Source organism: Clostridium facile (assembly GCF_014297275.1).
Taxonomy (GTDB): Bacteria; Bacillota; Clostridia; order Oscillospirales; family Ruminococcaceae; genus Massilioclostridium; species Massilioclostridium facile.
Map to the genome: position 1 here is coordinate 1,725,369 of NZ_JACOQK010000001.1, position 24,731 is coordinate 1,750,099.

At 37.6% G+C, this 24,731-nt stretch carries 20 protein-coding genes; 7 read left to right on the forward strand and 13 right to left on the reverse strand.

The annotated features are described in order from the left end of the window. Positions 1-8 precede the first annotated feature (8 nt). Positions 9-467: a GNAT family N-acetyltransferase gene (locus tag H8Z77_RS07150; protein WP_186996602.1), complete on the forward strand. Its 459-nt coding sequence runs from the start codon at positions 9-11 to the stop codon at positions 465-467. Then, the gene (locus H8Z77_RS07155; RefSeq protein ID WP_069987265.1) at positions 464-640 is read left to right on the forward strand and encodes a DUF4250 domain-containing protein; all 177 of its coding nucleotides are present in this window, start codon (positions 464-466) and stop codon (positions 638-640) included. The genes H8Z77_RS07150 and H8Z77_RS07155 overlap by 4 nt, the downstream gene beginning before the upstream one ends. A 211-nt stretch (positions 641-851) precedes the next feature. On the opposite strand, the gene H8Z77_RS07160 is transcribed toward H8Z77_RS07155, so the two are convergent. After that, positions 852-6,611, reverse strand: coding sequence for a family 78 glycoside hydrolase catalytic domain (locus tag H8Z77_RS07160; protein WP_186996603.1), 5,760 nt, complete (start codon positions 6,609-6,611; stop codon positions 852-854). 301 nt (positions 6,612-6,912) lie between these two features. Then, entirely contained in the window at positions 6,913-8,070 is a 1,158-nt protein-coding gene (locus H8Z77_RS07165) for a LacI family DNA-binding transcriptional regulator (protein ID WP_186996604.1), read from the reverse strand. A gap of 188 nt (positions 8,071-8,258) precedes the next feature. Between H8Z77_RS07165 and H8Z77_RS07170 the strand changes: the two genes are divergently transcribed. Next, complete coding sequence (locus H8Z77_RS07170; RefSeq protein ID WP_069987268.1) at positions 8,259-8,462, forward strand: alpha/beta-type small acid-soluble spore protein; 204 nt, start codon at positions 8,259-8,261, stop codon at positions 8,460-8,462. 64 nt (positions 8,463-8,526) lie between these two features. Here H8Z77_RS07170 and H8Z77_RS07175 read toward each other — a convergent pair whose 3' ends face one another. The 7 genes from H8Z77_RS07175 to H8Z77_RS07205 form a co-directional block, all read right to left on the reverse strand. Next, a complete protein-coding gene (locus H8Z77_RS07175; RefSeq protein WP_069987269.1) occupies positions 8,527-9,057 on the reverse strand; it encodes a hypothetical protein in 531 nt (176 codons plus the stop codon). Between the two features lie 217 nt (positions 9,058-9,274). Further along, entirely contained in the window at positions 9,275-10,078 is an 804-nt protein-coding gene (locus H8Z77_RS07180; protein ID WP_186996605.1) for an aldo/keto reductase, read from the reverse strand. A 10-nt stretch (positions 10,079-10,088) separates the two neighbouring features. Continuing rightward, entirely contained in the window at positions 10,089-11,273 is a 1,185-nt protein-coding gene (locus H8Z77_RS07185) for a zinc ribbon domain-containing protein (protein ID WP_186996606.1), read from the reverse strand. 145 nt (positions 11,274-11,418) lie between these two features. Next, entirely contained in the window at positions 11,419-12,363 is a 945-nt protein-coding gene (locus H8Z77_RS07190) for an AEC family transporter (RefSeq protein WP_186996607.1), read from the reverse strand. A 69-nt stretch (positions 12,364-12,432) separates the two neighbouring features. Then, entirely contained in the window at positions 12,433-13,152 is a 720-nt protein-coding gene (locus tag H8Z77_RS07195; protein WP_069987273.1) for a hypothetical protein, read from the reverse strand. 129 nt (positions 13,153-13,281) lie between these two features. After that, on the reverse strand, positions 13,282-15,414 hold the full coding sequence (feoB, locus tag H8Z77_RS07200) for a ferrous iron transport protein B (protein ID WP_186996608.1): 2,133 nt from the start codon (positions 15,412-15,414) through the stop codon (positions 13,282-13,284). 16 nt (positions 15,415-15,430) lie between these two features. Then, positions 15,431-15,661: a FeoA family protein gene (locus H8Z77_RS07205; RefSeq protein WP_069987275.1), complete on the reverse strand. Its 231-nt coding sequence runs from the start codon at positions 15,659-15,661 to the stop codon at positions 15,431-15,433. 154 nt (positions 15,662-15,815) lie between these two features. Here H8Z77_RS07205 and H8Z77_RS07210 point away from each other — a divergent pair, with 154 nt between their 5' ends. Continuing rightward, on the forward strand, positions 15,816-16,250 hold the full coding sequence (locus H8Z77_RS07210; RefSeq protein WP_069987276.1) for a metal-dependent transcriptional regulator: 435 nt from the start codon (positions 15,816-15,818) through the stop codon (positions 16,248-16,250). Positions 16,251-16,672: 422 nt separating this feature from the next. On the opposite strand, the gene H8Z77_RS07215 is transcribed toward H8Z77_RS07210, so the two are convergent. Beyond that, on the reverse strand, positions 16,673-17,641 hold the full coding sequence (locus H8Z77_RS07215) for a CPBP family intramembrane glutamic endopeptidase (protein WP_366472180.1): 969 nt from the start codon (positions 17,639-17,641) through the stop codon (positions 16,673-16,675). Positions 17,642-17,676: 35 nt separating this feature from the next. Here H8Z77_RS07215 and H8Z77_RS11625 point away from each other — a divergent pair, with 35 nt between their 5' ends. Continuing rightward, a complete protein-coding gene (locus H8Z77_RS11625) occupies positions 17,677-17,811 on the forward strand; it encodes a hypothetical protein (protein ID WP_286165518.1) in 135 nt (44 codons plus the stop codon). Between the two features lie 200 nt (positions 17,812-18,011). Here the strand turns inward: H8Z77_RS11625 and H8Z77_RS07220 are convergent, their stop codons facing one another. Beyond that, on the reverse strand, positions 18,012-18,557 hold the full coding sequence (locus tag H8Z77_RS07220) for a DUF3783 domain-containing protein (RefSeq protein WP_186996610.1): 546 nt from the start codon (positions 18,555-18,557) through the stop codon (positions 18,012-18,014). 220 nt (positions 18,558-18,777) lie between these two features. After that, entirely contained in the window at positions 18,778-19,035 is a 258-nt protein-coding gene (locus H8Z77_RS07225) for an HPr family phosphocarrier protein (RefSeq protein ID WP_069987279.1), read from the reverse strand. 149 nt (positions 19,036-19,184) lie between these two features. Here H8Z77_RS07225 and H8Z77_RS07230 point away from each other — a divergent pair, with 149 nt between their 5' ends. Beyond that, positions 19,185-20,165, forward strand: coding sequence for a GH25 family lysozyme (locus tag H8Z77_RS07230; RefSeq protein WP_069987280.1), 981 nt, complete (start codon positions 19,185-19,187; stop codon positions 20,163-20,165). A gap of 68 nt (positions 20,166-20,233) precedes the next feature. Here the strand turns inward: H8Z77_RS07230 and H8Z77_RS07235 are convergent, their stop codons facing one another. Next, complete coding sequence (locus H8Z77_RS07235; RefSeq protein WP_069987281.1) at positions 20,234-21,232, reverse strand: AraC family transcriptional regulator; 999 nt, start codon at positions 21,230-21,232, stop codon at positions 20,234-20,236. 138 nt (positions 21,233-21,370) lie between these two features. Here H8Z77_RS07235 and H8Z77_RS07240 point away from each other — a divergent pair, with 138 nt between their 5' ends. After that, on the forward strand, positions 21,371-24,673 hold the full coding sequence (locus H8Z77_RS07240) for a glycosyl hydrolase (RefSeq protein WP_186996611.1): 3,303 nt from the start codon (positions 21,371-21,373) through the stop codon (positions 24,671-24,673). Positions 24,674-24,731: the final 58 nt, after the last annotated feature.

Sequence of the window (24,731 nt, forward strand, 5' to 3'; positions counted from 1 at the left end):
GTGAAAAAATGGAAATTCAAGAAGTCTCCCATGTAAACGAATCTCTAATAAAAGAACTATCTCAAATTTGGGAAAAATCTGTAAGGACGACTCATCTCTTTTTAACAGAAGCAGATATCCAAAAAATTTCAAGCTACTTACCAGATGCATTCCGTTCCGTTTCCTATTTAGCAATCGCGAAATTAGAACAAAAACCGATTGGTTTTGTTGGTGTAGACAACAATAGAATAGAAATGCTTTTCTTGTTACCAGAAGAACAAGGAAAAGGATTTGGAAAACAATTGCTGAACTACGCCATCCATCAATACCATGCCACAAAACTTTGTGTAAACGAACAAAACCCTAATGCTAAAGATTTCTATGAACATATGGGTTTTCAGGTTTATAAACGCACAGGGAAAGACGAACAAGGAGATCCTTTCCCTTTGCTTTATATGGAACTCAATAATAAGGAGGTTGTATCATGAGCATTCCAAATGACCCGATAATTTTATTAAGTTATATTAACACAAAATTGAGGGATGAATTTCCATCGTTAGAAGAACTTTGCCAAACACTTTGTTTGGATCAACAAGAAATTTGTTCTAAACTAGGCAAAATAGGATATGACTATGATCCGGAATCCAATAAATTTGTTTAATTCTTAACCACTATTTTACCATTCAATTGGATATCACTGGTTTCTATCTTTTATCTGTATTGATTCTCATGCATTCAGAAAAATATTATCAATCAATATAAATAAAAGAGAAGTTATTTTAGAAATGATAATGCTCTATTTCCTTTATATAACAATAAAAAACGCTCTGAGAAATCAGAGCGTTTTTTTCATATGCTTATGAAAAAGCGGTTTATTTTCTTTTTTTCAGTGCAATTGTTGCAACACCGGCTAATGCTAATACAACCACACCTGCAATTGGTGCAAAGTCCCCTGTTTTAGCTGGGTTCTTAGTTGTTGTGGTTGTTTGCCCTGTCCCTGTACCTGTAATTTGGTCACCTACAGCTACAAGCCCTTCTATTGCTGCTTTTACTGATTTTGTCGCTGCATCCACTTCTTCTTGGTCTGCGTTTTCATCCTCTATTACCGCATTCGCTTCCGCTACTGCTGCTTTTAATACGCTATAGCTTTCCGCTGTGTATGCTGCTTCTTCTTTTGCACTTGCTATTGCTACTGCTGTTTCCAGGAGGCTCTTATCTGCTTTGTATCTTAATTGCAGCATTGCCGCTATTAAGTTATCAATTGCTTCATTAATTTGTTCCTGGCTTGCTTTTTCATTTGCAAATACTTGTTTTGCTGCTTCCCATTCTGGTGCAAATACTTCCCATGTTTCTGGAGTGTAGTTGCTTTCTTCATAGGTTTCACATTCATTGAGCAGTTTTTCTAATTGACTCTTATCTGCATCTGGCAGTTTTTCCAATGCACTGTATGCATTGTACAGATCGTTATATGCTTTATCTATTACGCTCTGTACTGCATTATCGTCATCCAATACGTTCTTAGCTTGTTCTAGAGCTGCTACAAAATTGTCTTTTGCCGCTCCATCCACATATTCATCTAAATTCGTATCTTTTACTGCATTGTACAATTCCTGTAATGCTGTTTTGTCTCCACGTTGTAATCTTAACTGCAGCATTGCTGCTGTCAATTCATCTACTGCTTTGTCCACTTCTTCTTGGCTTGCATTTGCATTATCGTATACTGCTTTTGCACTTTCCCATACTGGTACAAATACTTTCCAAGTTTCTGCTATATAATCTTTTTCTTCATAGGTTTCGCAGATATCCAACAGTTTCTTCAACTGAGTTTTATCCCCCAGTTTTACCAACGCATCATATGCATTTTGCAAGTCTTGTGCTGCTTTATCTACTTCTCCCTGCAAAGCGTTTTCATCGTCCAATACTTTCTTAGCCTGTTCCAGAGCTGTTTTAAAGTTATCCTTTGCTGCCCCGTCTACATATTGATCTAAGTTTGTATCTTTCAATTCTTCATATAATTTTTGTAATGCAGATTTATCCGGCGTATACCATCCTAATTTATGGATTTCTTGCATCAGAGTATTAAACGCATCCAATACTTCCTGTCTGGTTGCATCTACATCTGCATAAACTTCTTTTGCTGTTTCCAATGCTGCATCAAAACTTTCTTTTACCATTGGAATTGCATTTTCATATTCATCAGTACCCTTTAGAGCTTCTGCTTTATCAATTGTTTTACCTAAGAGTTCTTTCAATGGATCACCTGGATCTGGGGTTTCCGTTACAACCAATGTTGGATGTGTTTCACCTTGTTCCCAAACTGTTTCGGTATTACCCTGGTTCAGCCATTCTACAACTTCACCATTGGTAAATTGTTCATCGGTTACAACTTTACTGTTTTCAACAATACCAGTTTCGGTAGAAGAAGTCAAACTAGCATTCGCATAACAGTTTCGGATAGTGCCTTTATTTGCTCCACTGTAGGAGTTATCACCAACAAATCCACCAGTACGTCCGCCAGACGTTACAACATCTTTCACATAAGAATTTTGAATTGTTCCATTGTAGCTTTGTCCTACAAAACCAGCGGCTACACGTGAAGTTGCTGTTACATTTGCGTTTACCACATAGCAGTTATCAATGAAACCGCCAGTAGTAAGAGTACCAGCAAAACCACCAGAACGGCAATCAACACTACCGCTATTAACAGTAACATTTTCAACACCTAAGTTACGTACTGTGCCGCTAATGGTACCGAATAAACCAAACGTCGCATATTCAGAAGAATCCGTAATATTTACATTGGAAATAACATGTCCATTTCCATTAAAGACACCTGCAAAGCCATCTCCAGTAGTCATAGAACTTTCTGTACCAATTGGCATCCAATCAATACCGGACAGATCAAGGTCTGTTGTCAGTTCAACATATTTGCCTTCAAAGCTACTACCGGAATTAACAGTATTTGCAAATAAGGTAATGTCATCTATATCATTAATTTGATATGGATTGGATTCTGTGCCATCCTGTCCAATTGGAACCAATCCTGCAATTGCAGTTTCAATTGCATTAATTGCATCTTGAACTTCTGTTGCAGTAGCGTCTTTATTTGCTTGTACTTCTTCTGCTTTCGCTAAAGCATCCTGCAATGGTTTAAAGGAATCTGGTGTATAGAAGAATTCACCAAAAGTAGAACCTTTGCTGATCGCTTCTTCCAAACCGGATTTATTTACTACAGAACTGGAGAAGTTGTAAGAACCGGATTCCAGCTCAAAAATAGCTTCGCCATTTTCTGTACCAATGTATGTAATACCATCTACTGCTTCTTTTGTAATATCCTTGCCACTTTCATAAACAGCGGTTGTTTTTTCAGCTGGCAAGTACAAAGTAGCTGTGGTATTAGCTGGCACAGTTGCTTGATAATGGAAAGCATTATCTTCTAAAGTCCAACTACTGTTAATTCTACCATAAACGGTATCAAAATAACCGTTTGCACTGGTGATGGTTCCGCCAAATGCTGGCTGTAAAATAAAGTGTTTGTAACTTGGTGCAGTTTCGTCTCTTTCAATCCCCAACATATAACGGTACATCCATTCTGCGATGGAACCGAAGGAATAGTGGTTGAAAGAGTTCATGCTAACATCACCAAAACCATTTTCTTTGGTGTAAGAGTTCCATCTTTCCCAAATGGTTGTAGCGCCCTGGTTTACAGAATATAACCAGGATGGATAGGTTTCTTGTTGTAAAAGAGTATACGCAACATCGTCATATCCCATTTCGGATAATACTGGGCATAGATAGCTTACACCAACGAAACCAACGGTTAAATGGTTGTCATTTGCCCTGATATTGTCTACCAACTGTTTTGCGATAACGGCACGGTCTGCTTCATCTTCCACAATATCAAATTCTAACGCTACCAGGCAAGCTGTTTGCGTATTTTCTTTCAAGGTACCATCTTCGTTTTGATATTTGTTTTTCCAAGCTTCTTTTGCTTTTTGTGCCATATCACCATAGTATGTGCTGTCTTTTTCATTGTCTACCACAGCAGCCATTTTGGACATTAATTCAGAAGAATATACAAAGAATGCACTATTGGTTAAACCAGTGTCAGTACCCTGTACATTCAGCCAGTCTCCCAAACCTTCTGCTGGACGGAGATAGGTTCCGTTTGTTGTATTATACAGTAAATCTACCCATGCTTTCATACCATCATAGTTATCTTTGATGATCTGTGTATCGCCATATTGTTGGTACATCTGCCATGGAATAATCAACCCAGCGTCGCCCCAACCATTGTTATAGTAAGATTCATATACTTTCAATGCTGGTGCAACATTTGGATACGCTCCATCAGAACGTTGAGATGTACGAACATCATACATATATTTGTTATAGAATTGGTCTGAATTTTTCAAATAAGTTGCAGTACGGGTAAAGATCTGAGCATCACCGGTCCAACCCATACGTTCATTTCTTTGTGGACAGTCAGTTGGAATAGAAATAAAGTTACTGCGTTGTCCCCAAAGAACGTTGCTATACAACTGGTTTACTAAAGCGTTAGAAGTTTCAATATCGCCTGTTACTTCCAAAGCATTGCTCAATACAATACCGGTTACCCATTCTGCTGGAAGAGCTTCCTCAATACCAGTGATTTCTACATAACGGAAACCGTGGAAAGTAAATCTTGGGGTATAAATTTCTCCGTTTTCATCCCCTTTAATGGTATAAGTATCAATCGCTTTAAAAGTACGTAAGTTCGCATCGTACAAGGAACCTTCTACGTCATCGCCTGTGCCAGAATCATCGTTTAGCATTTCACCATGACGTAATGTGATTTTTAACCCTTTATTTGCTTTCGTAAATTCACCTGGTAAGTTCAGCTGAATAACACCTGCAAAGTTCTGTCCAAGGTCGTAAATAAAGGCATTTTCTTTTGGTTCTGTTACTTCTTTAACCGTTAAAGTATCTACCTGTTGAACGGTTTCGCCAATTTGAGCATCCAATGGCCCAATGCCCAATTTATTTACATCATAAACGCCAGCTTTACTCCAAGTATCATCTTCTTGGAATCCTACGTTATCCCAGCCGTCAATTTCTTTGGTAGCATCATATTTTTCGCCATCTAGGAAGTTGTTGTCTACGATTGGACCATTTCCGTTAAAGCTCCAGGTGTCATCGGTAACTATTGTGGTTTTTTCAGTGCCATCAGCGTATTCTACAACTAACTTAGCCATCAATGCAGGTTCCGTTCCATAACGGTTTGGACCAACATGTGTAATGTTACCACAATACCAGCCTTTCCCTAACATTGCGGCAAAGGTGTTCTCGCCCTGGTTCATCATATCAGTAACATCAAATGTCTGATACATGGTGTGTTTGGTATAGTCTGTCCAGCCTGGATTGAAATAATCTTTACCAACTTTTTCGCCATTCAGGTACAATTCATAGATACCGGCAGATGTAGCGTAAACCCTTGCAGATGCGATTTCTTTTCCTTCTGTTGTGCTAAAATCTTTCCGCAACATAGGAGCACTATTGCCTTCTACCGCATCTTTTTGCAGCACAATGGTTTCTCCTTTGGTTTCACTGCCAACTTTTAACATACCGTCTTCAATTGTTCCGCCTGTAAAATTAGGATTGGAAGCATCAGAGAAGTCATCTTCAAACAATACATTTCCTTCCCCATCTTTTACAACAAAATTATCATAACGCGCGATTTCAGTAGCATTATTATCAGTATTATGACGGAACGCAATTTTTCCAACTGGAATTGCAGATCCGTAATTATATGTCATTACAGATTCTTTGCTACCATCAAAATAGGTATTGACAACTCCGTTATCCACTGCAATCTGCATATGGACTTTCTGGCCAATAATACTTTCAGCGGTATATCCAATTTTATCGGAAATGTTTTCTTCTGGACCAGAACCATTCGAAGATGGTGGCAATACCGTCCATGCACCATTCTGTTTAATATGTGGCCGCAAATAAACAGCATTATCTGCTTTAAAATCATAGGTGTTTACTTGCCACATAAACAAGTTACTGGAATCTTTTGCGCCAAATGCGATGCCCGCATTATCGCTGTCAATGATAAAGTCAAAATCAACTGTGAACTTTGTAATTGCAGCATTTGGATCTTCATTTGTTTTTCCAATCCACTGCGCATTGTCCCAACCAGAATCCAGCAAGCTGGTTTCAAAATAAGCTTCTTCGGTAGAAGTGATTGGTTGATCATTTTCATCCCATACCGTTACTTTCCAGAAATAACGGTGGGTTGCTTCCAATGTTTTACCTTCATATGGGATTGCTACGGAAATCGTAGAATCTATTTTTCCACTATCCCACATATCATAGTTGCCTGCATCTAAGTTTTCTTTGGAAGAGGCTACCATAATTTGATATGCTGTTTGTGATTGCCCACGCTGTGTCAAATTATCCATTTGCCAGCCAAAATGAATAGAGTCGGTATCCAGACCGATTGGATTGGTAGTATACTCTACTTGAAGGTTGTTAATTTCAGTAGAAGGCGGTTCTGCCGCACTTACTGAAATAATTGACATCCCTTGAAGCATCATACAAATAGCAAGCACCAATGCCAAAGCAGCCTTACTAATTCGTTTCTTCATGTTTCAATTCCTCCTTTGGTTAATAGCGAATGAAAAATAAAACTGGATCCCCCTTTCTTAAAGCTCGCCTCTCCATCACAAAATCTTTTCCAATTGATTTTGTTTTTTGGAATAATTGCCTATAACGAATACATACTTATTGTACTGCTTTCATCCCAAAAAATCAATATATTTTTCACAAAAAATATACGAAATTAATAAAATAAAATATCTATAATCATTTAAAATATTCCCTAAAATACTGCTATAATGTTTTTTACAAAATAAAAATGCAGGTTGGACCACCAAACCTGCACCATTATTAACAAGATTCCCGAAAAATTAATTTGGATTGTAATACAACAGAGGGAATTTGCTCATTGTTTAACGCATGAAGTACCATATTCCAAGCCTGAACACCTAATTCCGCCTTATTCTGTTCGATTGTAGTTAATGTGGGAGAAATATAACTACACATGGAAAGATTTTCACACCCAACTATGCCAAAGTCATCTGGAATCTGATATCCAGCCTGTTGGATAGCATGCATCGCACCAACCGCAACTATATCGGACGACGTAATAAAAGCGTCAGGCAATTCCTTTTTTAAATGGCTAATCAACAAATTTTTACAGAATTGATAGGAGGTCTCAAACGTATTTTTTGTTGTAGTATCCAGTTCCAGCAAATATTTTTCTGGATGATGGTGCCCACAATGATACATCGCCTCCAAAAAACAATGGTATCTATCTTTTAAGTCCTGAAACTGTAGCGATTCCGTTAAAAAGGCTATCTTTTGGTATCCCATGCAATGCAGTTGGCGAATAAGCTGCTCCATTACATCTTTGTGCTCAAAACGAATGGATGGAATTTGTAATAGCGGTTCTTCCCTTCCAATTAAGATTACTGGTATTTGCTCCTTTAGTTTTTTCAGCATTTCAACATCATCGAACCCATGGAATAACACAACCGCATCAACTTTTTGGTCCACCATCTGTTGTAATTCTTCTAATTCTTTTTTAGAATTGTTTTGATAATCCAATAACAATACTTTATAGCCTTCTGTTGCCGCACACCCAATAAAAATGGATAAGATGCCACTATAAAATGGATTGTTTAGTTCTGGCACCAAACATCCAATTATTTTGGAATGTTTTTTTCTCAATAGCTGGGCAATATAATTGGGCGTATACTGTAACTCTTCTACAGCATCCCATACCTTTTGAGAGGTCAACTCAGAAATAGCAGCTGTTCCATTCATAACATGAGAAACTGTCCCTATGGCAACCCCGGATAAATTAGCCACTTCCCGGATTGTAATTTTCTTTGGTTTTCCGTCTTCCATATAGACACCTTCTTCCTTAAATTCTATTTTACTGCTTTTCTTTTCTAATTTCACAATTAATATAAAATTTAATTGTTCGATTGTCAATACTACCAGTACTTCTTTATAAAAAGTATTATTTTTATAAAATTCCATTTATCAATTATTCTACTCTATTTTTTTATAAAATTGGCATTATTTATAGGTCAATTTTAGACAAAAATTCCCACATATTATCCATCAACTTCCAAGGATATCTTTTTTATTACGGATAATAATACTATTGCAAACGCAAAACAAATGAAAAATTTCAAAATCAAATTACAAAAGGAGTTTAAACAATTATGGCTAGTAACAATAATAACAATAAGATTATGGTTCCAGAAGCAAAAGCTGCAATGGAAAAATTTAAAATGGAAGCTGCTTCTCAGGTAGGCGTTAATTTAAAACAGGGTTATAACGGTGACTTAACCTCTAGAGAAGCTGGTTCTATCGGCGGACAAATGGTTAAAAAAATGATCGAAGCTTACGAAAATTCTATGAAATAACTTTCAACCTCCTTCTAGGGCGGTTCCAAAATTGGAACCGCCCTTTTTGTACCGAAAAAGATAACTAAGATAGCTCCATCCTATCCTGTGGGCCATAAATCCCTAATACAATTGCGGCATAACACAAAACTCCATACTGCTCTACTTGGCTGGAATGATAAACCGGTATTTCCATTGGCTCAATTTCATTCCCTAACAAATTTAACTCACGCTGTAATGATACCACAGATTTTTCAACACCAACACTGGAAAAAGTGAAAAAATCTTTTTGTGACATTCCACAGGTAATAGTAGGAATTTGAAAACAGGATACCGCCTTTAACTGACGTGTATTTTCTGAATGTATCAAAACAGAAGTTTCTAGCTGTTCCAATTTGGATAAATCCCCATGATTTGCCACTACCAAAAGGCTGTTTTGAGAAACTACTGAACGCAATTGTTCGGTATGGTATATACAAAACGCTGGATTATTTCCGATTTGCTGTAACATTCCATTTCCATAATAATAAAAGGAAAACCTTTGTTTTAATTGATGGAACAACCATTGAAAAAAATCGTGGTCTTGTTTTCCTGTAAGTAGAACAACCTGGTTCATCTGCATTCCCCTTTTATATCTTTAGAATCAACATATAGTATACTCATGATTTCCATAAATATACAAAATTTCCAAATCCAATCGAAACAATAGGGTGTTACTAAAAATAAACGTCCAAATATAACCATTTCATAGCGTTGACATTTTAAAGAACAGACTATAAAAAACTGATGCTATCATCGAAAAATAGCACCAGCTTTCCTTTTTTCTGTTCAATTTATTGGTATCCATCTGGTTTTTTCCGATTGGATACCCCTGTGTTTAATTGTTGTATCAATTCCATGTCCTGTTGGTCCAAGGCAAAATCGAAAATAGAGAGGTTTTCAGCCATCCTCTGTCTGTGTACTGTTTTAGGGATAGTAATAACCCCATTTTGATAATGCCAACGTAAAATAATTTGCGCTGGCGTTTTGTGATATTTTTCCGCCAACCGTATCATAACAGGGTCGTTGATATCAGTTCCTTTTCCCAATGGTCCCCAAGCTTCCAATGCGATATTTTCCTTTTGGCAGAAGGTAATCGTTTCGGTTGGAATAAAATAGGGATGAATCTCTATCTGGTTCACCATAGGGATAACTTCCGCAACAGATAATAGTTTTTCCAGATGCTTTGGTTCAAAATTGCTAACTCCGATCGCCTTTAATTTTCCCATATGATAATATTCCTCTAACCTTTTCCAGCAATCAATATAATTCCCTATGGGCCAATGGATCAGGTACAAATCCAAATAATCCACGCCTAACCGTTCCATACTATCCTGTAAAGCGGAATCTAAACGACCTAATTGAATATCGTCCACCCACAATTTAGTAGTAATAAAAATTTGATTTCTTGGAATGCCACTGGATTGGATTGCCATGCCCACTTGCCGCTCGTTTTGATAAAAACTAGCGGTATCAATATGTCGATATCCTTCTTGTAATGCCCAAGAGACAGCCTGTTCCGTTTGTTCCCCTGATTGCCACACACCCAAGCCTATCTTGGGAATGGATATACCATTGGTTAATTTAAATTGTTCCATATTATTCCCCTTAAATTGTTTCCGCTACTGCTTTTATCAATTGGTTTTTTTCATCAAATGTATAAGTATACCGTATATTGTTTTTAGTAAGAATCAAACTGTCCCCTTCTAATGTAGCATAATCCCGTGTTGCGTTCATGACGGTCTGTTTATTATTATTTCCATCTAAGCCATTAAACAGGAACATATCTTTGTTCTCTAATTTGGTAAAGTCTACCTCAATACGGCTAATTAATTTATCCGCATTTGTTTTTACGGTAAGCCCATAAGAATAGGTGTAACTATGGCCTCCATCTTCATCTTCCATTTCAATACCCTGGGCTCCGATAAACGCTTCAATTGCTGCATTGTAGCGTCCAAGCCAATCAGTCACTTCAACTTTTTCTACCGTGGTTTCATCGGTAGGCTGCTGTAAATCCTGTCCGTTGGTCTCATCCGTATAAATGGAGGCCACTGCTGGCACTCCATTTTCCATTTCATATTCCACTGCTACCTTATCAGCAGGATAATAGTATACTTCAGTGGTGTTTTCATTTCCCAAAAAAGGATTCCCATTAATATTGACAAGATCACGATAATTGTGGGTTCCATTAATATGGTAAAGCCGAATCACAGAAGGGTCATTTAAAGCATAAAAATAAATTGTAATTCGCTGAACCATATTGGATTGGTTCACTTCCGCAATAAATAGACCAAAATCATATTCTGTTACCTGGCCTGTTTCCGCATCCAGTTTTTCACTCATTTTTAATGGCTGTCCTATTTTATCAGTCAGGTTTGAGATAGGTTTACCATAGTAATCATATACATCCAGCTGCATTTCCGCAACATCGTTTGTGTTGACAGTGGCAGAGGATTTTTGCCCAGTGATTTCATACCACATGGATTTCAACCAAGTATTTCCTTCTGCATCTGCCATAAATAAATTGACCGCTACCAATAAAATAGCCGCAACAAAAATTAAGAAAAAAGGCCATAGTGGAATCCGTTTTTTCTTTTTTGGTTTTTCTTCTTTCCAATTGTTCTCTTGTGTTTGTTGTTCCAAAAGAACATCCTCTTTTTCCAATTGTTTAGGGTCCGTTTTTATCATTTCTGTTTTATCTTCCCGTTCCGCCAAAACATAGCCACAGCTTGTGCACAATATCGCATCCTCGGAAAGCTGTTTCCCGCATTTTGGACAAATTTTAGATTCCATGGTTGTGTTCTCCTTATAATCAATTTTATATTTGAGAAAGTTCCTTCCCAATTATAATAAAAAATAAGGTTTCGGACAAGGTTTCTGGAAAAAAACTATTTTTTCCTCAAAATATACTTAGGTTCTTTATTACTATTCCACAAAGTTATGCGATAAGGGATAAGCTTTTTAAAAGAAACAGCCATCCTGTAATCGTAATCGCGGATAATAGTGTAGTAACAACGATAATACTCGCTGACAAAACATCATCATTTCCCATATTTTTTGCCATAATATAAGAACTTGCTGTAGAAGGTGCCCCCAACATAATCAAAAACGCAATTAATTCCTGGTTCCGAAAACCAAGCCAAACCGCTATGGACAAAAAGACCAGTGGCTGGACAACTAATTTAATAAGGCTTGCCACCAAAGTAGGGCGTATCTTCGCCAACGCTTTTTTTCCTTCAAACGCAGCACCAATTGCGATTAGCGCCAAAGGTGTTGCCATATCCGAAAAACTGGATAATGTTTTATTCACCATATCCGGCAGTTGGAATGGTAACAATGCAACAATAACCCCTAACAAAATCCCAATAATCAAAGGGTTCTTACAGATATTCACCAATGCGGTTTTAATCTGACCCTGTTTTGGCTTGTCCTCATTCGATTCTATGGTTAGCACAATCACAGAATAAATATTATACAATGGCACGCATCCAATAATCATTAAAGGAGCCAGTCCAGCATCGCCGTAAATATTGGTCATAAAAGCGACCCCCAATACAGCGGCACTCCCACGGAAAGACCCTTGCACAAAACTTCCTACCATTTCTGAGGATAAAAACCTTTTTGCGAAAATCCAAGTAACAAAAAAACAAATTGTGGTTGCTACCATACAAAACAATACAAATTGCCAATGGAATACTTCTCGTAAATTCATGGAGGAAATATCCATAAACAGTAAAATAGGCAAGGTTACCTTAAAATTAAATTTATTTGCTACCGTAACAAACTGTTCTGTTAACATTCCTTTTTGACGGAAAAACCATCCCGCTATGATAACAATAAAAACAGGTATAGATGCGTTTAAACTATAAAGTAAATTATCCAAAAGACTTCCCTCTCTCAGTCGCAAAAAAACCGCTTTCCCTCCATAGGGCAAGCGGTTTTACCAGCTTCCTCATTTATTTGCCTCCGCTTCCATTGGAGCCCACCATAGTTGACATTTACTACCCACTTCAGGCGCTAAACTGCGCACGACTGTCATTGTCCCCGGAGCGTGTACAAATGACATAGAACGCATAAAATCTTGCTCTACACCACCAATTTCTAGATAAACATAACTTACATTCTCATTGTGGCAGATTTCAATCATTTCCTCGACTAGTGGCCGCGCTTTTGGTAGATATTCTTCCAAATGGGCTTCCATCTCATGATTTTGTAATCCATCTTTTCTCATTAAGGTTTTTGCCACCTCATGAGCACAGATATAACGGACCCTTGCCGGCATAAAACAATGCTTAAACACAAACATCGGTAAATGGTAAGAATGAAATTTATTGTTACACAAATAATGTACTGCAATATTGCGTTCTTCCATCTGCTCAAAGATGGTTCCAGCCGTTTTTTGCAGGTATTCTACTACTTTTTCATTATATTCCGGCATATGATTCACAGATATATAGATTTCATCTAAAATGTAAAATGCGAGACGTGCCAACTGAAAATCATCAATTAATTTAGTATAATCCCGAAGTAGCTGGCTAATTTCACGATAAGTAGCCTCTTTTTGCTGTTCTGAATAATTTCCGATTATCTGAGAGAAATGATAAATACTATTTTCTTTTGTATTGTCCCAATAATCTGTAATTTTTTTAAAAGTCCACAATTCAAAACCCATTTTTTTCTCCTTCTAATTTATTTCAAATTTATGATACAACTCATATTTGTCTATCTTATGTTAACTGGTGTATATTATATCATAAATCAGATATTTTGTACAATCATTTTATTTTTATCCACCATTTCTTTAGATTCCTGGAACAAAAATACGCGATATATTTGCCACTACAAAGCAACAAGCCATCCCAATTAAAGTAGGGGTAAGAAAAGAAATGATAGTCCATTTCCAACTTTTACTTTCTTTTTTAATGGTAAAACAGGTAGTGGAACAAGGCCAGTGCATCAAACAGAATAACATGGTACAGATAGCGGTTAACCAGGTCCAACCATGGTCAACCAACAAAGTTTTTAGATCCAACAGGCTTTCAAACTCCATGATGCTGTTGCTGCACATATATGCCATAATAATAATGGGAACCACAATTTCGTTAGCTGGCCATCCAAGAATAAACGCCAACAGAATGGTGCCATCCATACCAAGCAGGTGTCCAAATGGGTCTAAAAAATTAGAACAATGTGCTAATAGAGTAGCATCTCCAACCGTAACATTTGCCATAATCCATAGGATAGCTCCTGCTGGAGCAGCTACTGCTACCGCCCTTCCTAACACGAAAATAGTACGGTCTAATAAAGACCTAACAATTACTTTACCAATCTGAGGACGACGGTAAGGAGGCAATTCTAGGGTAAAAGAAGATGGAATCCCTTTTAAAATTGTTTTAGATAACAAACGGGATACCCAAAATGTCATGGCAATGCCTAAAACAATCATTCCAGTTAACAGTAATGTGGCGGTAAATGATTGAAACTGGGAGCCAACAAAAAACATAGTGATTATCGAAATTAAAATAGGGAACCGTCCATTGCACGGAACAAAAGAATTGGTAATCATAGCAATCAGCCGTTCTCTTGGGGAATCAATAATACGACATCCCACAATCCCCGCTGCGTTACACCCAAATCCCATACACATTGTTAAGGCCTGCTTGCCACAGGTACATGCTTTTTTGAAGAAATGGTCTAAATTAAAGGCGACACGTGGCAGGTATCCTAAATCTTCTAACAAAGTAAATAACGGGAAAAAAATCGCCATTGGTGGGAGCATAACCGAAACAACCCATGCCAGTACACGGTAAACACCTAAAACTAAAATACCATGTAGCCAATCTGGAGCACCAATCCACATAAAAAAATCAGTTAACCGGTCTTGTATCCAAAACAATCCTGTGGAAAGCAACTGCGATGGATAATTTGCCCCTGTAATAGTAATCCAAAAAATCCCCAATAGCAGTAAAATCATAAGGGGAATTCCCGTCCAACGGTTGGTTAAAATGCGGTCTATTTTTCGGTCTCTTCTGGTTTTCACTGTTTGTTGTGAGTGAACTACACCGGACGAAACCAATCCCGCTGCGGTTACCAAACAGGATACCATGTCATCCCTCAGCTTTTCAGAGCCTATGTGTTCCAATTTCAGTTGTTCCCACACTTCCCGTAATGGCAGTTCTAATTCTTTCTGTAAATCGATCTGTAAATATTCTGACGCTGTTTGAATCAATATTTCATCTTGTTCCAACAGTTTTAAAGACAACCATCTGGCATTGATTTTTCCCTGTGTAAGGGGAGAAACCACAGGTTCCAGTTTTGCTACTGCCTGTTCGATCGGGGTTGTATAAACCACTTTCATTGGTTTTGGCTGGTTCATTACACAGGTTTCTATGGTTTGTGTCAGTTGTTCCAGTCCTTTCCCTTTCCTTGCGCTGGTACCAACAACGGGGACGCCAAGACGGTTTGACAGTTCTTTTAAATCCAGTTGAATCCCCTTTTTCTCTGCTTCATCCAGCAAATTAACACATACTACTACATTTGGTGTGATTTCGATTGTTTGCAAAACCAAATTTAAGTTTCTTTCTAAGCAAGTCGCGTCACATACTACTACAGTGGCATCCGCATCGCCAAAACAGATAAAGTCCCTAGCAACTTCTTCCTCCGCAGAATGCGCTAACAAAGAATAAGTACCCGGCAGGTCAACTAAAATATAGTTCCTGCCTTCCCGTTGATAATTTCCTTGGGCATTGGTGACAGTTTTCCCTGGCCAGTTGCCAGTGTGTTGATTTAACCCTGTAAGGGCATTAAACACTGTACTTTTCCCTACATTTGGATTACCAGCTAACCCAATCACTCTATCTTGGACAGAACCTCGCTGGATATGCAGACCCGTATCAATGGCTCCTGAGCCAGTTGAATTTGCCGTCAACCCCATAATCCCACCTCTTTCTTTAGCTTTTAATCATAACATGGTCGGAATCTTCAGTTCGCAACGCAATCGCTGCCCCACAAATCAAATACGCCACCGGATCGCCAAATGGGCTCTTTTGCAAACATTCTACCTTAGCCCCTTCAATCAAACCAATATCCTGTAGTCGTCTTCTCATCGAACCTTTTGCCAATAATCCAGAAATGGTAGCTGTTTGCCCCTCTTTTAATTGATTTAATGTTGTAACAGACATGATCTGTGCCTCCCTATCATATGCTGGTATCAACAGTAGTACAATGCCAGCAAAATCTATTTCAAATGTATTATTCTGTACCCAAAGGAAACTTTGTTTCCTACCACTATCATATTCTATAAATTTTATTTAGTGACAACCAAAGGAGAACAAAATGCCCAGTGATTTTTATACCCTCGCAGGATATCAGCGTCAGGAACCAGAAGGGCTGACCGCCTCTATGGAAGATTATTTAGAAATGATCTGCCGGTGTTCCGAAAAAAACCAACCAATAAGGATTCATACATTAGCGGAAAAATTAAATGTACGTCCCTCTTCTGCCTCTAAGATGGCTGGCCACCTCAAACTAGCTGGAATGGTTGAGTTTGAACCATATGGAATTGTACAATTGACGGAACAGGGCAGGAAAAAAGGCGCTGAACTACTTCAACGCCATCAATTACTTTATGAATTTTTTTGTTTGTTAAATAAAAACCAGGACCAATTGGAACAGGTAGAAAAAATCGAACATTTTATTCATCCAGATACCTTAAACAACTTAAAACTGTTAGTAAAAAAAATGGAACAAGACCCTGATTATCATCGATAATCCTCAACATATTCCAATTTGTACAAATTCCTCTATTCTATTTTTTCCATTCACCTTGAAACGAATTAAAAATATTATGTATGAGTGCTTACATCATTTAGCCCTATTTTTAAAAACTCACCTTATTTTTATTGTTTTATATTTTTGAAAACGCCACAGTATAGCATACTTTTCCATCCTATCAAATTATTATCCATCTCTGATTGTACGAAATGGATGTGGAGTAAAATACCAATTGACTTGATATGAAAAAGATTGGTGTTTTATGATAGATACAGTATACTTTTTATAAAAAAAGAAGCCTCCTAATTCGAAGGCTTCCATAAGAAATTTGCGATTGTTGAGCTAATTCATGCTCTATTAGGAAATGATGAAAAAGTATCCATCCGTTTTAAATCAACTCTTCTACCAATCTGTTTCAATTAAAAGAAGTATGTAATAATCTGCCACAAAGAATACACTAAAAAGAGGATCATTCCTGGTGTGGCAATGGTGGCTGCAACACATTCTCCATTGGATAAATTACTCATATTATTATTTTTGAGGCTAATCCGTTTTGCGTTAAGGATTAAAATTAAAATAGCGCCACCAAAAATCAATAGGTTAAGGGAAACATTGATAGCAGTAGACCATGTATCTGGTAGATAATCAATAGCCAATACCTGTACTGTGGAAATCAAATTATTAATGAGATGGATCACCATTCCTGGAATTAAAGAATTGGATTTTACTGCAATATATCCCATAATACAAGCTCCAATTGCAGTTGGTACAAACTGCGATAAATTTCCATGGTATAATCCAAAACAAATAGAAGATACTGCTATCGCAAAGATATTACCATACCGTTGTAAAGCGCGCAGCACAAAGCCTCGGAACAAAATCTCTTCAAATATTGGAGCCACGACTAATAAAGAAAGTAAATACAGGGTAACCGTAATAGGATTTAATTCCCTTAAACTAAAATCTGGAGAAGAAATACTCCCTCCCACATCTCCCATCAGCCCTAAACAGAGTGAAGTAAGGATAGTCAGCGCCATGCTTGCCGCCATACTTATACCTAATTGTACAATAGAACCCTGCGCAATATACCGCAGGCCATGTTCCGGCTTATGGAAAAAGCTTTTTATTTTAATGTTCAGCATCTTTCGTAAGGACAAAATAGCAACGCCACATCCAAACACAGATACGAACAATTGCATTGCCCATTGTAATTCTGTTGAACTCTGGTAGGTATATAAGATTGCCCGAAATAATCCCATTTGATCAATTAATTGGGTTTGCCCTGTAACGAGTAATGTAATAAGTGGAGCCAAAAATAAAAACAAATAAGAAAATAAAGCATACCCTGCTACACAAATTAAGCAACCTAATCCGACACGGTTTGCCACTTTTTTCAAAAACACCTTTTGAGGATTACTAGGTTTTGGCGGAGCTGGCATGGGCTGCCCATAATATGGTGGTGGCACCTGCTGCCCTGGATAAGGATACCCCTGTTGTGGCGATTGGTACTGGTTTCCATACGGAGGATACCCCGGAAAAACTTGTTGGTTTTGATTAGGAGGGGCTCCTTGTGAAATTGTATTCTGCTGATTTATTGGAATAGTTGTTTGTTGGTTTGATAATTGTTGGTCATCCGAGGGATGATGGCCCATTGGAATTTGTGGATTAAAGTCCAAATCATTCACCTCATTTATATAAATTCTTACTAAAGAGCATAGTACGAATGATAAAAAATTACAAGATATATTTCGTAAACAATTATACTAATTTTGTAAGAATATCAATCGCCCTATCCATTTGTTCATGGTTTGGTTGTTTTGCTTGTAATAATGGAACATACTGTTCCGCTACCTGCTTGGCGTTAACATCCCCAGTTTCCTGAACCTTTCGCAACAGCCGACTCAACTGTTCCATTTTCTGAAAATAATTATGTTCCCTGGTAATTTCATGAATCAATGCTTCCAAGCTCCAAAACTGGTTATTTGGAGTCAACATTACTTTACGATATTCCTGACCAATTTCTTTTTTCTTTAAAGTCTGTAAAATAGGATGCATTTCTTTCATTTGCATCCCGCAAAAAATCATCAAAGGGGTGTCCAGTACTTCTCCTTCATAGGAACCTTCTGCTGGCTGAAACCCTGGAATTCCCGCTAAATATCCAACAGACTGGTTTAAGTCATTTGCAGAAACCAACTGGTACTTTATACTAAGGTTTTCTAATTCCTGAATCATTGCATCTGCTTGAGAGGAATCTATTTGATAGAGTAATACGAACATATTTTGTTTGATTAATTTTGATTTCATAATATAGTCACAACCTTTCTTTTACAGTATATCAAATCTGCACGATAAAATCCAATCAATTTCTATACAAAATTTACTGCAATACTATGTTGATAGTACACAAATCAATTCTATAGGAACAGGATTTAAAATAACTAATTCTATAATTTTTTAATTTATTAAACTATATGATACAGACAAAAAAACCTGTTGGAACATCTCCAACAGGCTATTGCTATTTTTAAAGATTATCTTTAAAAAACGTTTCCAATTCTTTAGCCGCTTTTTCTTCGTCCGTACCTTTCACTTCAATTGTGACGGTATCCCCATGTTTAGCCGCAACCCCCATTAAGGAAAAGATGCGTTTTACATCCCCACATTTTCCATCAACAGAAATCGTGACATCCGATTGGTATTGGACTGCCTGTTTTGCCAACAAGCCAGCTGGACGCGCGTGGATTCCTACAGGGTCCTGAATTTTATAACGAAATTGCTGCATAAAAACAACTCTCCTTTCATTCATTTTAAAATTAGTATTTTCGGAAAATAAAAAATCATGCGTTTTGTTTCAATTTAAATCCGATTCCAGCATATAATGAAGGTGGAAAATTATTTTTCCATTTTTTGAAATGATAAGGAGGATGATCCATGCAATTAAACGGAATTGATGTTTCCAAATGGCAAGGAACAATTGATTTCAATCAGGTGAAATCCGCTGGAATCCAATTTGCGATTATCCGCGCTGGGTATGGGAAGGAGCTCAACCAAAAAGATCCCAAATTTGAGGAAAACTATTCCAATGCAAAAATTGCTGGAATTCCTGTTGGAAGTTATCTTTACAGTTATGCGACTTCTGTAGCCGATGCGGAAAAAGAAGCCGACGTATTTTTAGAATGGATCCAAAACAAACAATTTGAATACCCTGTTTATTTTGATATTGAAGATGAAAGCCAGGCATCTTTAAGCAGAGAATTATTAACGGATATTACCGTGGCATTTTGCGAAAAAGTGGAACGAGCCGGATATTATGTAGGGATATACTCCAATAAGAACTGGTTAGTAAACAAACTGGATTATAATCGTATCAAACGGTTCACTATCTGGCTGGCACAGTATGCTTCTTCCCCAAGTTATCCAGAACCATTTGATATATGGCAGTATACCAGCCAAGGTTCTGTCCCTGGAATTACTGGCGATGTGGATATGAATGAATGTTATAAAGATTTTCCTTCGATTATTCGGGAATTAAAATTAAATGGATTTTATACGGAAACCCTGCCACAAACCAAATATAAAATTGGGGATTTTGTCACTTATTCCAGTTGTTATCGCGCTTCTACGGATCCAATTTCGGAAGCCATCTATGTCAATGGAAGTGGTACAATTACCCGTATTATTCCGACTGCCCGTAACCCTTATTTAATTGACAACGGTAAGTGCTGGGTAAACGATGGAGACATTCGCAGTGTTAATCAAAACAATACTAACCAAACTATTTATACCGTAAAATCCGGCGACACATTAAGCGGGATTGCGGCACAATTTGGAACCACCTATCAACATCTGGCACAAATAAATGGAATCTCTAATCCAAATTTAATTTATCCAGGGCAACAATTGAAAGTTTAATGAAAAAGGACTCTGAAAAATTCAGAGTCCTCTTTCATTACGATTACTTAGTAGAAAAATCACCCATTTCAATTTTCATTTTGTCCTTGCATTCCTTTCCGATATTGGGAAGGCGCAATGCCAAACCGTTTTTTAAACACTTTATTGAAATAATGGCTGTCGCTAAAACCTACCAATTCCGATAATTCTGACATACTCAAATTTGTGTTTTGTAGTAATTCACAAGCATGATCCAATCGAAATTTACACACCAAATCAGAAAAACTCTGACCAGTATGTTTTTTTAATAATTTAGATATATAACTGGAAGAATAAGAAAACTGCTGTTCTAATTCATTTAATGTAATATCTTTACAATGTTCATTGATATAAGCGATCATATCTGGAAGTACCGCTGTTTTTGAACGGATGTGCTCCTCAATATGGTGGTCAAAAGCATATTGGCGGGTGAGCAGCCCAAATAACATGGATAATCCTGATTCCATAATTTTAATATAAAACGGTTGTTTATTGATATACTCATAAATAATTCCAGTTACTGTTTCATCAATCGAAGGATTATGGTGGGTTGGAAAATAAATATAATCTCTTGTCTGATTCATCTGATATAAATAATTGAAAAAGAATTCGCTTAAAAATTTATTGTCCGAAAGCAGTGACATCATCGAGGTCTCAAACAGCTTTTTGCTTAACATTACATTAAAGACACAATCAGTAGGTTCCATGATATACGGTGCATGTAGTACATTAGGATTTAATAATAGAATATCCCCTTGGTGAAGTTCTATTTCATGATCTTGAAAACGGTTGATACAGGTTCCATGGTAGACATAAATTAACTCAAAATAGGTATGATTATGGAAATAAGGAAGTTGTTTTGGAGGAACTTCATCCTGACTATGTATCAACACAGAAATCGTTTCCCCTTCTTTTAACATTCCTTCAATGGGAACTACATAAAATCCAGACTGACTTACCTGATTATGAATCCACGTTTTCAATGAGTTTTTACTATTATATTGTTGGGTACGTTGTATTTCTTTTTGAATGTACATATCAAGATTCACAAAAAATCACCACACTTATTTTATATTTTACCAAAAAGAACGTTTTTTTACCAGTTATTTTACCAAAAATAGCGTAGAATCACTTCTCTTTTCTTTTTATACTATATATCATACTATAAATGAAAGGAAAAAGAAACTATGAAGCAAAAAGTATTAAAAAAAATATCCGCAGCTGGTTTAGCTGGTTTAATTGCAGCTGTTTCGGTTACAGCAGCAATTCCCAGTGTTTCTGCTGCTGAAAGTGGAAATCCTACGTTTGCTACAGAATTTAAGGATCCATCTGGCACTGCAAAACCATTTATCCGTTGGTGGGTTATGCCAGGTGCAATGACTGAACAGGAAACGAAACGAGAAATCCGCCAAATGGCTGAAGCCGGCTTTGGAGGAATTGAACTAGTAGCACTGTCTACAGTTGCGTCATTTGGTTCAGAAGGTTGGAATCAATGTATGCAATGGGCATTAGAAGAAGCTTTAGACTGTGGAATTCAGTTAGATTTTACAATCGGGCAAGGTTGGCCAATAAAAACCCCAGCAATTACTGACAAAAATGATATTCGGACAGAACAAGGATTATTCTATAAAAATGTAGATTTTATTGCTACTACTGGAAATATGGCATATACAGCAGATCAAATTCCATTTCCAGATGAGCAATTTGAAACAGAACGTCCTTATGAACTGGTCGCTGTTACTGCTGCCAAGCAGGTAGATGGTATTTATGACCCTAATAGTGCTATTGATATTACATCATCTATTACCGGAATGTCCGATAATACAGATGTTTCCAATGCCAGTTTAAACTGGACTGCTCCGGAAGAAGGAAATTGGACAATTTTTTATTTATACCGTCAAGCAATTTCTACTGCTTCTAGCTGGGGTTCTTCTGACCCTGTAATCGACCATTTTAGCAAAGACGCTACCCAAGCTGTTCTAGATTATTGGGAAAACACTGTAATGGCTGGCGACTTAAAAGGGTTATATGAACAAAATGGCGGCAATATCTTCTGTGATTCCCTAGAATTAGGGCAAGCTACTAAAGACCAGTCCGCATTTTGGACGGCAAATCTGTTAGAAGAATTTAAAATGCGTCGTGGTTATGATTTAACCCCATATCTTCCAGCAATCTTTATGGAAGGATTTTATCCTTACTATTCCCATACCAAAGGCGCTGATGCAGCTTCCGATTTTAATTTTGGTACACAGGGCACCCAAATTAGAGAAGATTTTTACCAGACATTAACAGAATTATTTACCGAAAACCACGTTGCTGTCATTCGTGATTGGGCAAATACTCATAACATGAAACTTCGCTATCAAGTATATGGGAACTGTATGGAAGTAACGGAAGCTTCCCTGGCAACTGATATTGTAGAAACTGAATCCTGGGGACATTTTGATAATAAAGATATGTACCGTACCCAAAGTGGTGTAGTACATATGACGGGCAGCAATATCTACTCCACAGAGTCCTCTGCTGTTAAAAATCTAGGTTGGGCACAAACTTGGACGGGCTCTCACCGTTCCGACAAAGAACTAGATGAAAACGGATATTATTGGCCAACCGATGGTACAAACTACGTTTATCCAGGCGGAGACGACAATCTGGCAGGTGCAGATGTGATCAATGAAGATGCAGGTTTACTGTATCATTATAACCGTGAACTTGCAACTGGTGTTAACCGTATTGTTATGCACGGATTTTCATATAAGTCCTCTCTTATGCAGCAATGGCCTGGAGATTCCTTTATGTCCATGGCTGGATTCCCAAATGAATGGGATGACAAAACACCAATGTGGAACCATATTGACCAAATGACAGATTATTTGGCACGCACCCAATATGTGATGCAAAAAGGCCAAGCTGATATTGATTTGGCTATTTACCGTAAAGCAAATTACGAACGCAGCGAAGGGTTTGACTGGGCTTTAAACGAACTTGAAAAAGCCGGATATACTTACGATTTTGCCGCACCAGCTTTATTGGATTTAGATAACGCCGTTACATCTACTGTAAATGGAAAAACAGTTCTGGCTGCTGATGGCCCTTCTTATAAAGCGCTGATATTAGACCAACGATATTTAGTAACAGAAGGTCAAGAAAAAGATGGACTTACTGCATCCAGCATGCCAGTGGCTACAGCAGAAAAAATCTTGAACTACGCAAAAGCTGGCTTACCAATTGTTATTGTTGGAGAAGCTCCAAGCAAAGTGGGCTCCTTCTGTGGCTCTGATGAAGCAATGAATGCTGAAAACGCTAAGCTTGCTGAAATTATGGCTGAAATTGAAGCACTGTCAACAACAAAAATTGTTGCTACAAAAGATAATGTCCCTGCTGCATTATCTGAACTAGGGGTATCGTCTGATGTACAGAAAGATAATGATTCCGCCTTATTAAACTTCCATCGTACCGATGCAGATGCTGATTATTATTATCTCTATAATTCTGATTTGAATGAAGAAATTTCCCAAACTATTTCTTTACAGGGAGAAGGCACTCCTTACTTCTTGGATCCATGGTCCGGTGAAATCACCCAAATCGCAGAATATACACAGGAAGATGGCAAAACTACAATCTCTGTTGACTTAAAAGCAAATGAGAACATGCTTATTGCTCTGGCAAAAGATACTTGGACTGGCGCTTCCGCAAATGGAAACCATATTACCAAAACCAATGCTGATTCTGTGGGATACCAAGATGGTACTCTTGTTGCTAGAACATCCAAACAAGGAAACTACACATTTGACTTCAGCAATGGCACCTCTAGTACCGTTGAAATAAATGCTGCTCAACAACCTATTACTTTGAACCACTGGACAATGAATTTGGAATCCTGGTCTGCTGGTGATACTGCTTTGGAAACCAAAAAAGAAAATTTAGGCCCATATGAATTGGATGAATTAGTACCTTGGAACGAAATTGAAGGTTTAGAGGATGTAGCAGGCGTTGCTACCTACAATACTTCCTTTGAGCTAGAAAACGGCTGGGAACAAGGGCAAGGCGCTATGATTTCCTTTACCAGAGTATCTGATACCATGAAATTAAAGGTAAATGGTACTGAAGTACCAGTTAACCAGCTTTCCAATACTATTGACATTGGAAAGTACCTAGTAAAAGGTACAAACAATATTACAGTAGAGGTTACCTCCAATCTAGCAAACATCAAAACAGAACGCACTCAGGAATTTGGTATTATTGGTGATGTAACAGTTACTCCATATGTACAAACTACCTTAGAAGTTCCTGAACCAGAACAACCAACCCCAAGCGAACCTTCCAATCCATCCACTCCTTCTGAAACTCCATCAGAAACTCCTTCCAATCCTTCTACCCCATCTACTTCCACTCCAACCACAGGGGATATGGCATTCCCAGCATTGATCGTTGCATTAGGGGCTGCTGGCGCTACTGCTCTGGTTATTGCAAAACGGAAAAAACATTAATTTTAAGTTGTACAGTAAAAGGTACAACATTTAACCTATCAAAAAACCACCAGTTTTT